Below are 10539 nucleotides of genomic sequence, written 5' to 3'. Positions count from 1 at the left end.
GGGAATTGTTCAACAACTGACCATCTTACTTTACGACGAATGAAACAATGTTTGTCGACTACTGAAGTGTCAGCTACGACAGTCTTTCCACAATGCTTACAGCGGAAACGTTGTTTTTCTAAATCTAAATAGGTTTTGTATTCCGACACATCATGGACTAACAACCGGACGGTTGTTTTACCCCAACGAATCATCGTATTTTTCTCAGTACAGTGAGCGCATGATCGAGGCGCATAAGAAAGCTTTCCACGATAAATCATGCAGCTAGCCCCCTTATACTTTTCTTTTGTTAAACAATTTTTTTCAAAAGTGACAGTTAAATCTAGAATCTCTAATGTATCTTTGATAAGCTGAGTATAGGACATCTTAAATCCTCCTTTGAATTGGTTCGCCAAATTGATTCAATTGGATTTTAAGGTGTCTTTTTCTTTTTTACAACAAAAAAGATGCTGGTGAGATTCACCAACATCAAAAAGTATAGAGCCTATTAATTGAAGCGTTCTATACTATTTTGGCTAACTACGCGATTAGTAGGAGGTAGCCTTTTTGTTTTTTTAGAGTTTGAGTTTTCGTATAAAATAATTATCGATTCTATAAATATTAAAACTTTTTAATGAAAATTCGAGAAATATTATATATAGTTATATTGATTAATGCTTTTTCAAACCGAATTTATTATATAGTCAAGTTTTTATTTTTCAGTAACTTTGGGTAAAAACAAAAGTTTTCAATATACTTACCTTTATTATTGGGTTGTAATTTAAGTGAAAAAGAAAGATAATTCGTTGTTATAAGCTATAGACGAATTAAGTGCTTTTTTTTCGTTCACTTACAGTCTAGAAAGTAGGTATAGCGAAACAAATTCTGTGGGATATGTGTTATTTTACTGTAATTTATAAACTAGAAATACTTAGATAAAAGTCATTAATAAAAATACTATACGTGGAGTGAAGATGATGAGAAAAAGAGGTTTGTTCTTCTTGGTTTGGATAGTCGTGTTATTGTTCTCTGCTCAATCTTTCATTAATGGCATGACAGCAATTGCGTTAACGGAAGACAAAGAAAAAAACGAACAACAATTATTTGATAACGAATACGGTAAGGCTTCAATTCAATATCAAATTAAGGAAAATCATGTTGATTGGCAAATCAATATACATAAAAATGACAACAAAGGGCCAACACGCTTGACCTATTCGCTACAAGATGTAAAAGATAAAGCTGTTATCTTGCCAACAACGGTCAAAGATGATCAGTCATCAGAAAATTTATTTGAGGTAAAAACAGATAAGAGTATTGCAGACTACGGTCAAGTAGTGGAAAAAGAAGTATCCACTGCTATTAAAAACGATCAAATTAAATTTACGACACCGGTGGTAAGTGAAGTCAATTTAAAAATTAGTTTGAATACAAAAACGGGCGATAAGGCTGAAGAAGTAGGATTCTCAAAAGAATATCCGATTACACTTGTGAAAGCTAACGTAACAGAATCGACAACAATACAAAGTAGCTTGGGTTCAAGCACTGTTGGATCGACTGCGACTTCTTCTAGTGAGGCTACAAAAGAATCAACAAGTGGTGATGTAACGAATCTAGGCGATGCTGACGAAGCAACAGTTGATTCCGCTAAAAAAGAAGCTGAAAAGAAATATGAAGAAACAGGCAGACCACAAGTAATTACGCGAAGTGCGGCAGATAGCGTGGCTCTTGCAGGAAAAACATATACGGATATTATTCCCGAATATACTTCTAATGAAAAGGGCACTTATCCAACCAATTTTTGGCAACCTGATGAAAAAAGTAATGTTATAAATCATCAAGGGAATGTTGGCGGAGAATCTTCATGGGATGGGATAACATCTTGGGACGGAAATCAAAACAATAAGAAAAATTCTTATATAGAATATGGCGGAACCGGAGCAGATGCTGATTTTGCAATTAGAAAGTATGCCAAGGAATCTACACAATCAGAAGGATTGTATGATGTCTTCCTGAATATTCGTGGAAATGTTCAAAAGGAAATTACACCAATTGATATTATGTTAGTTGTCGATTGGTCAGGTAGTATGAATGATAATAACCGAATTGGCGAAGTGAAAAAAGGGATAGATCAATTCGTCAATACATTAGCTGCTAGTGGAATCTCCGATAAGATTAATATTGGCTATGTTGGGTACTCTAGTCCAGGATATCTTAACGATACAATCAATTTAATGCCTTTCAAGGACGCTCAGCAACGAATAAAGACTTTTACACCAAATAAAGCCTCGGGAGGAACATTTACAGAAAAAGCTTTGCGAGATGCCCAGAATCAACTTTCCAATGGTGCTAAAGACCATAAGAAGGTTATTGTTCTGCTAACCGATGGGGTTCCAACTTTCAGTTATAAGCCATCAAGTGTTAAGAGCATAGCTAATGCACCCAAAACACTGACAGAAGGAGAAAGCTATTATGCTGATGATAGTGAAAACACTATTATTGGACAGGGAAATTCTTCTTCATTAAATGGATACTATACGTACTCTCCTGAAAACGGAAATAGAGGTAACTATGTTAAAAATTATCCAACAGCAAAATATAGTGAAAATTCTACGTACGTTAGAGTTCCAAATGCTTTTGTTGCTACTATTGGTCAAGCAGTTAAAATTAAAGAAGCAGGAACTGAAATTCATTCATTGGGTATACAGCTAAATAGTGACAAAAATGCAGATTTAACGTCGGAGCAAGTTCAAAATAGAATGAAACAAATTGCTACTAAAAGTGATAGCGGAGTCCTTTATTATGAAACAGCAAATAAGGCTTCGGGAATTGCAAATTACTTTTCTAATAAGGCAGTTCAGATTATTGGTACCGTAAGTGGTGGTAAAGTAATTGATCCTATTGGAAAACAATTCAATTATGTAACTAATTCATTAGAGGTAACTTCAGTTGCTGGATCAGCTCTAATACCAAATTACACCGAACCAGAAAAAAATGGTGAGATAGACATCAACAATCTTAACTTGGGAAAAGGTCAAGAAATTCAAATTCATTATCAAGTTAGGATAAATACAGAAGACGAAAATTTTGTGCCTGATAAGTGGTATCAAATAAATGGGAGAACAACCTTTACACCTAATCAAGAGCTCCCCGATAGTATAGTAGATTTCGGTGTTCCTTCTGCAAAAGCACCAGGTACAACAATAGATTTAACTAAAGAATGGGATGAGTTTGATAGTAATATACTAGGAAGATCAGATTTATTGTTCCAAGTTAGTAGGAATGAAGTCCCTATAGGTGTTTTGAGAATAACTAGTCAAAATGAAAAATTAGATGATAAAAACATCTGGAGTAGGATAGGCGTTCAGAAAATTTCTGCTGCAGATTCACCTTATAGCGAAACAATTTGGTTACCAAAATTTGATAATCAAGGTAATGATTTTAAATATGCAATTAGTAAAGAACTAACAGAACTTACAAATTATGAATCAGCTAAAATTAATGATAATACTTGGAAAAATACTAAGATATTTACCCCTTTGTCTTTAAAGATTACTAAGAAAGATAGTATTACTGGAAGTTTACTGAAGGGTGCTGAGTTTGCTATTTCTGGTGGGGATTTAAGCGAATCAACTTTGCTCGAATCAATAGGTGATGGAACTTATGTGTTACCCAAAAATATTACTTTAAATAAGGGGAAAGTTTACGAGGTAAGAGAAACAAAAAGTCCAGATGGTTATCGAATGTTGAATGATCCAATTCGAATAGAAATTGATGCAACTGGAAAAGTAAGTATATCTAACAAAGAACTATCTAATGCTAATTTAACTGTGGCTGACAATGTCATAACTTTCGATGTTCCCAACAAAGCCAAAGTCCCTCTTCCTTCCACTGGTGGTTCGGGTACGTGGATGTACTATCTAGCTGGCTCGCTAGCATTGGTTGTGGTGGGCGGTTATTTCTTTTACCGTTCTCGTAATAGTAAGGGGGTGGCGTAGATGAAGAAGATGCTGTTAGCATTTACTAGTTTACTGCTGTTTGTACCTCTAATGATGGGAATGTCGGCCAGTGATACGTCGAAGGATAATCGTGTGGATATTGTGTTACACAAGATTGCTTTTCCGGATGGAGAGATGCCGGCTGATAGTGAAAACACAGGCCGTGCGGATGACGATCATGCCTCCTTATTAAAGGAATATCACGGTTTGAATAATGTGAAATTTGAAGTTTTCGATGTTTCTCGGAAATTTTATGAGTTGAGAAATTCCGGAATGTCGGCGGAACAAGCGCAACAAGAACTTGCGAAACTTGGTCCAAATAAAGTTCGGGTTGCGGAAGGAACCACCCACCGCGCAAGTGAAGGGGAACAACGCTACACGGTAGCTGATGTGCAAGATGGTTTGCTGGTTTTCAGTCTTGCTGCGAAGTCTGCACAAGCGAAAGGACAAGATGCAGTGTACTTGATTCATGAATCTAGTGCCCCAAAATACATTAATACTGTTTCGAAAGATTTGGTGGTAGTGCTGCCGGTTTACGATGGCGATGCAGTTTTAAATCCGATTCATCTTTATCCGAAGAATGAACGGAAACAAACGATTCCACCTCGGTTTAATAAAGTCGTGACGGATGGCAAAGCCAACTATAATTTTGGTGATAAGATTCCTTTCACGGTAACGACCACGGTACCAGATGATTTGACCGACTATAAATACTTTAAAATTACGGACCAAGCGGATGATGTTCTACATTTTAATCCAGAATCGTTAAAGGTCACGATTGATGGTAAAGAGGTCAGCTTCCTGTATGAAAAAAACGTTCGCGAGCATGGCTTTGAATTGAATTTTAAGGATATTGACAAGTTATCCGATTATGAAGGAAAAACCATCGTGATCACTTATACCGACACCTTGATGAGTCATGAAAAAGTCGATGCAAAGATTGTGAATACGGCTTCGCTAGATACGGACTTCGATAAAATTACCAAAGAAGTGGACGTTAAGACTGGCGGCAAAAAATTTGTGAAGGTGGACATGGCGGATAATACTAAGCTATTAGCTGGTGCCGAATTTGTCGTCTTAAATGAGCAAAATCAATATCTCGTACAAAGTAAAGATGGTTTTGCTTGGGAAGATTCTAGGGATGCTGCGAATCTTGTGAAGCTGGTTTCCAATAAAGAAGGAGCATTTGAGATTACTGGTTTAGCCTATGGTAAGTATCAGCTACAAGAAATTACCGCGCCGGAGGGGTACCAATTAAATCAATCGCCGGTTGAATTTGTTATTAGCGAAACGAGTTACGATATGGCAGATGGTGTACTGAAAGTCGTCAACAAGGCGACCGAAACGCCACCTAATAAGCCAGATAAACCAAACAAACCGAATGTACCGGATACAAACAAACCCAATACCAAACACCATTTTCCAAAAACCAATGAAATCTTGAACAATAAGATGGTTTGGTTAGGTGCCGTCATGATTCTCATCGTGATCATTGTGTTTGTTCGCAATAAAAAGGAAAAAAATGAAGAATAAAAAGGGGTTAAAGAAAATGAAAACAAGAAAACAGAAGATTTGGGGCGTTATTGCAACATTAATTATGGTATTTCCTTTCGTATTAGGACTTGGTAATGCTAAAAATGTATTTGCTGATGGTAATACAGATATGGCTAATATTATCATCCATAAAAAGAAAATGACAGGTGAGAATGTACCTAATCCACTGATTCAAAATAGTGGTAATGAGATGACAGAGTTTGATAACTATCAAGGGCTAGCAGGTGTTACTTTTAGTGTCTATGATGTTACGACTGAATTTTATAACAGTCGCGCTGCTGATACTTCGGTGGATGATGCTAAAGCTGAAGTAAAAAATTTGACTCCAAATACTCCAATTGCTCAAGGAACCACAGATGCAGGTGGAAATCTTACTTTGAATTTACCTAAAAAACAAAATGGCAAAGATGCGGTCTATACAATTAAGGAAGAAGAAAAAGATGTGGTTGTAGCTGCTGACAATATGGTAGTTGCCTTTCCAGTTTATGAAATGATTAAACAGGCAGATGGTTCTTATGAATATGGAACAGAAGAATTAAGCACAATTCATATCTACCCTAAAAACGTAGTCTCTAATAACGGAAGTTTACAGGTGAAAAAAGTAGGTACCGCTGAAAATGAAGGCTTGAATGATGCGGAATTTATCATTTCAAAATCTGAAGGCGAAGGCGAATCAAACACAGTCAAATATATCCAAGGAGTTAAAGATGGCTTGTATACTTGGACTATGAATAAAGAGGGAGCAAAACATTTTATTACTGGCCATAGCTATGGTATTGGAGAAAATGAATTTACAGACGCGAAAAATGCAGAAGGTGAACTGAATGTTAAAAATCTTGAAGTTGGCGACTATACGTTAGAAGAAATAAAAGCTCCTGATAACGCAGCATTAATTGACAGTCAAACAAAAACACCCTTTACGATTAGTACCGAAAAACAAAAAGTCGCATTAACCATTAAAAATGATACATCAAAGGTTGAAAAAACAGCACTGCAATTAAACGGCCAAGATGTAGCAATCGGAGAAAAAATTCAATATCAAATTTCTGTTAACATTCCTTTAGGAATCGCAGATAAGGACAGTAATGGAAATAAATATGTGAAATTCAATTTAGTCGATACGCATGATGCAGCGTTAACCTTTGATAACGAAATTTCTGAGGATTATGGGTATGCATTATATGATGGAGACAAAGTGATTTCTTCAAATAACTACCAAGTGACTGAACAAGGGAATGGGTTTACGGTTGCTGTTAATCCAGAGTTTATTCCTTCATTAACGCCTGGTGGCACCTTAAAATTTGTTTACTTTATGCATTTAAATGATAAGGCAGATCCAACGAAAGGGTTTAAAAATGAAGCCAACGTTGACAATGGTCACACGAGTGATCCAAACACACCAAGTGTTGAAGTTGTAACGGGTGGCAAACGTTTCATTAAAGTCGATGGTGATGTAACATCAGATAAAACATCAGATAAACCACTAGCGGGTGCATCATTTGTTGTTCGTGACCAAGACAGCAATACAGCGAAATATTTGAAAATCGATGATACAACAAAGGCAGTAAGCTGGGTGGATGCTAAAGAAGCAACAATTTTTACTACCAAAAAAGATGGCTTGGTTCCGATTACTGGTCTTAAATACGGTACCTACTTCTTAGAAGAAACTGTGGCACCAAACGATTATGTTTTATTATCGAATCGTATTGAGTTTACAGTTAACGGCGATTCTTACGGAACTACTGAAAATCTAATTAATCCAGAAAAAGTACCAAACAAACACAAAGGTACTCTTCCTTCCACTGGTGGTAAAGGAATCTATGCTTTCATCGCAATTGGTACGATTGCGGTAGCGGGTGCGGTATTCTACTTTACACGTGGACGCAAACAAACTGAAGCGTAAACGAACTGAACTGGGACAGAAGCCGCGTATGGCTTCTGTCCTGATTTTGCTATAAGGAGCGTCTCATGAAAAAGGCAGCGAAGAAGAAAACAACGAAAAAAAGAACATTTGTGGATATTTTGATGGTTTTGTTGCTGATTTTTGGCATTGGGGCGCTGTCTTATCCTTTTATTAGTGACACGCTGAATACTTTTTTGGATCAGCAAATCATCAATTATTATCAAGCCAAGGCGAATGCTGAGAACGAAGAGGCTATGCAGGCGGCACAAGCCAAGATGGAACAGAAAAACAAAGAATTAGCGGAAAAAGGTAGCAATCCGGGGGCTGATCCCTGGTCTGATGCGACAAAGAAGAAAAAAGTGCCTACGAATCCACCGAAAGACTATTATCAAACCCATACGATTGGCGTTATCAATATCCCTAAAATCAAAGTGAAGCTGCCAATTTTTGACACGACCAATGATTTATTTTTAGCGAAAGGGACATCACTATTGGAAGGGACTTCCTATCCAACGGGTGGCGAAAGTACTCATGCTGTCATTTCGGGACACCGGGGTTTACCAGAAGCGAAGTTATTCACGGATTTACCAGAACTAAAAAAGGGGGATCAGTTCTACATTGAGATCAATAAAGAAATCCATGCTTACGAAGTGGATCAAATCAAAGTGATAGAACCGACGAATACGGATTATCTGCAGATTGAAAAGGGCAAGGATTACGTCACGCTCTTGACCTGTACGCCTTACATGATTAACAGTCACCGACTGTTGGTGCGAGCCCATCGCATTGCCTATGTACCTAAAATGGCAGCCGAGCTGAAAAAAGCCGACCGCTATCAATTGTTGCGAATTATTGGAATTGTGGTAGGGGGAGTATTACTTATCGCACTTTTAGTCGCCGCAGTTATTAAGCACGCCAAAACATTAGCCATTGCCAAAAAGCGCTATTTGTTGGAATTCAACATATTGCAGAATCAAAAGCCCTTAACCGGGGTGACTTTTGCGGTTTATGATCGTAAAGGAAAGCATCAAATCAATCGTGATGGCAAACCGCTAAAAGCAACAAGTGATGAAGCAGGAATCATTCAAATTGAAGCGATGAAAGGTGGAAAATACGTTCTGAAATCGACTACGGGCAATTTGAAAATTCAAATTAAAAAAGTGACAGATGAGCGATTTACCCTGGTTACCAAAAAGAGTCCTTGGCAAATGACAAATAATTATACTGTTGAAAATAATCCAAATTTAAAATAATTTAATTTATAATCTGACACATTTGAAGCTCTTTCATTGGAAAGTTGATCATATTTTTGCTACTCTTGAAGAGTAGTAAAGAATAAGGAGGCTATATCAATGGATAAAGATCAAGTTAAAGGTAAAGTAAATGAAACAGTAGGTAAGGCAACAGGTGATGATTCAAAAGAATTAAAAGGTAAGCTACAACAAGAAGCTGGCAAAATCAAAGAAAAAGCTGAAGATTTAAAAGATGATGTAGCTAGTGAAATCAACAAATTGTTTGATAAAAAAGATAAAGAAAAATAAATTTTTGCTGGCTCTTTGTCAATGGCGTTGTTTTGATTAAATCATACTTTAGGAAATGCTGAAGCATTTCCTTTTTTGTGTTATTAAATTATTTCACAATATTTTTCTGGATTAGAGCACGCATCCGGAGGTGACGAAAAGTGTGGAATTCAATTGCTATTCTTTTGATTATTTTGATAAGATTATTCTTTCCTTTCAATTTCCCGTTTGAATAAGGATATTCTAAAAAATTTTTGCTGTTTTTTGTGCTTTGTTAGGTATCAAATCGCTTTTTTTAAATTCATCGTTCAAAGAATGCGGTAATCCGTCAATCAAATTGAAAAAATCGACCGAATTTTTTGTATCAAAAAGCCAACAATTCTTGATAGACCTCGTAGTTTTGGTGTAGTTGGTCATCTATAGAAAGTAGATAATCTGTCACCTTAGATTCTGTTAAATATTTTCTTTGGCAGAGGGGAAATTGATTGAAGGAGGTATAATTTAACTTCATATTCTTCTTCAAAATTGTTCGCCAATACTTTTTTCAACTTTCGATAATCTTTTTGATCCTGCGAATCATTTTTATTTAGTTGATTCATTGCCTGAACTCGTTGCTTATTAAAGGCACTCGTAATTTGTTGGATGACGTGGAAGTGATCGATAGAGATTCGTTCATTTGGAAAAACTTCTTTGGTCACTGTATAGTAAGAGATATTCATATCCATAACAATGTGCGTAACTCGTCTTCTAGCTTTTAAGGTAAATAGATGGAAATACGCCCGCAACTTGAAGTTGTGCCGGTCATCTAGGATATCAAAATTTTACCAGTATCCGCATCGCAGATGATAAAGCACATAGCGCCCTCGCAATCACTCGTCCCCTTGAATTCATCAAGGAGGAGATGTTTGGGAAGATAGTTGTTTTTTACATGCTTCTTCAAAAAACTATCTAAGACACGTTCAACGGTTTTTGTGGAGACAAAGTAGCGTTCCGTAATATCTTTCATGAAATCTTTTTCTTCAAATCAACAGTGATTGCGAATTTTAAGTTTTGCGAAATGTAAAAATTTCTGCTACATGATAGGTTTTTACAGAAAAAGTATGATGGCATTGCATGCAATAAAAACGCTGTTTATACAGGTGTAGATCACTCGGTACCTCCTGATACGGAAATAACGGAATAAAGCTCTCTTGATAGGCGTGACGAATAATAGAATCATGTCCACAATATTTTGGAAAGGGAATATAGGAATCTTTGATATTTAGAATTTGCTTGCTAGAATGACTTGTCATTCCATCCGTACATTTGATTATCTTCCTATGATTGGGTTTGACGATTTAATAAATTTGTAAAGTTAGAAAATTTGTAGTAAGTTAGTAGAAAAAGTAGATAATTAGTAACAGTTTTTGAATATAGTAAGTGTTTGATAATGATGTTTTTTAGATTGAGTATTATTAGTAACATAAACAACAGTGATTTTTTAGAATTAGAGGTGGTGACTGAATCATGTTATGTTTATAGTGCAATTATTCATTACGTATAATACTTTGACTCTTCAAAAAATTTTATAGTAAGTATAAGGTTT

At 36.2% G+C, this 10539-nt stretch carries 9 protein-coding genes; 5 read left to right on the top strand and 4 right to left on the bottom strand.

The window, feature by feature from the left end:
• The coding region (locus tag ECA01S_RS13375) for an ISL3 family transposase (RefSeq protein ID WP_067396368.1) at positions 1–365 on the bottom strand (365 nt) is incomplete at its 3' end.
• Positions 366–953: 588 nt separating this feature from the next.
• On the opposite strand from ECA01S_RS13375, the gene ECA01S_RS13370 reads away from it, so the two are divergent.
• The 5 genes from ECA01S_RS13370 to ECA01S_RS13350 all read left to right on the top strand — a co-directional run bounded on the left by ECA01S_RS13370 (position 954) and on the right by ECA01S_RS13350 (position 8975).
• Complete coding sequence (locus ECA01S_RS13370) at positions 954–3977, top strand: VWA domain-containing protein (RefSeq protein WP_010746362.1); 3024 nt, start codon at positions 954–956, stop codon at positions 3975–3977.
• Positions 3978–5510, top strand: coding sequence for a SpaH/EbpB family LPXTG-anchored major pilin (locus ECA01S_RS13365; RefSeq protein WP_010746361.1), 1533 nt, complete (start codon positions 3978–3980; stop codon positions 5508–5510).
• A gap of 16 nt (positions 5511–5526) precedes the next feature.
• Positions 5527–7434 (top strand): SpaH/EbpB family LPXTG-anchored major pilin, encoded by a 1908-nt coding sequence (locus tag ECA01S_RS13360; RefSeq protein WP_067396371.1) that lies wholly within the window; start codon positions 5527–5529, stop codon positions 7432–7434.
• Positions 7435–7499: 65 nt separating this feature from the next.
• Entirely contained in the window at positions 7500–8687 is a 1188-nt protein-coding gene (locus tag ECA01S_RS13355) for a class C sortase (protein WP_010746359.1), read from the top strand.
• Between the two features lie 99 nt (positions 8688–8786).
• On the top strand, positions 8787–8975 hold the full coding sequence (locus ECA01S_RS13350; RefSeq protein ID WP_010746358.1) for a CsbD family protein: 189 nt from the start codon (positions 8787–8789) through the stop codon (positions 8973–8975).
• 88 nt (positions 8976–9063) lie between these two features.
• Here ECA01S_RS13350 and ECA01S_RS14620 read toward each other — a convergent pair whose 3' ends face one another.
• From ECA01S_RS14620 to ECA01S_RS14610, 3 genes are all read right to left on the bottom strand, one after another.
• Positions 9064–9174, bottom strand: a complete 111-nt coding sequence (locus ECA01S_RS14620; protein ID WP_231371798.1) for a hypothetical protein — start codon at positions 9172–9174, stop codon at positions 9064–9066.
• Positions 9175–9397: 223 nt separating this feature from the next.
• The gene (locus ECA01S_RS14615) at positions 9398–9739 is read right to left on the bottom strand and encodes a transposase (protein ID WP_231371799.1); all 342 of its coding nucleotides are present in this window, start codon (positions 9737–9739) and stop codon (positions 9398–9400) included.
• A 20-nt stretch (positions 9740–9759) separates the two neighbouring features.
• Positions 9760–9960, bottom strand: a complete 201-nt coding sequence (locus ECA01S_RS14610) for a hypothetical protein (protein ID WP_231371800.1) — start codon at positions 9958–9960, stop codon at positions 9760–9762.
• Between the last annotated feature and the right edge of the window lie 579 nt (positions 9961–10539).

The organism is Enterococcus canis NBRC 100695, from assembly GCF_001544375.1.
In the GTDB taxonomy this organism is placed as follows: domain Bacteria; phylum Bacillota; class Bacilli; order Lactobacillales; family Enterococcaceae; genus Enterococcus_H; species Enterococcus_H canis.
Note: the sequence above shows the minus strand (reverse complement) of the source record. Positions and strands in the feature narration are given on the sequence as shown.

What these genes read in the sequence shown, in the direction of transcription:
- ECA01S_RS13370 (WP_010746362.1), top strand. Translation starts at nt 954, where the DNA reads ATGATGAGAAAAAGAGGTTTGTTCTTCTTGGTTTGGATAGTCGTGTTA.
- ECA01S_RS13365 (WP_010746361.1), top strand. Translation starts at nt 3,978, where the DNA reads ATGAAGAAGATGCTGTTAGCATTTACTAGTTTACTGCTGTTTGTACCT.
- ECA01S_RS13360 (WP_067396371.1), top strand. Translation starts at nt 5,527, where the DNA reads ATGAAAACAAGAAAACAGAAGATTTGGGGCGTTATTGCAACATTAATT.
- ECA01S_RS13355 (WP_010746359.1), top strand. Translation starts at nt 7,500, where the DNA reads ATGAAAAAGGCAGCGAAGAAGAAAACAACGAAAAAAAGAACATTTGTG.
- ECA01S_RS13350 (WP_010746358.1), top strand. Translation starts at nt 8,787, where the DNA reads ATGGATAAAGATCAAGTTAAAGGTAAAGTAAATGAAACAGTAGGTAAG.
- ECA01S_RS14610 (WP_231371800.1), bottom strand. Translation starts at nt 9,960, where the DNA reads ATGAAAGATATTACGGAACGCTACTTTGTCTCCACAAAAACCGTTGAA.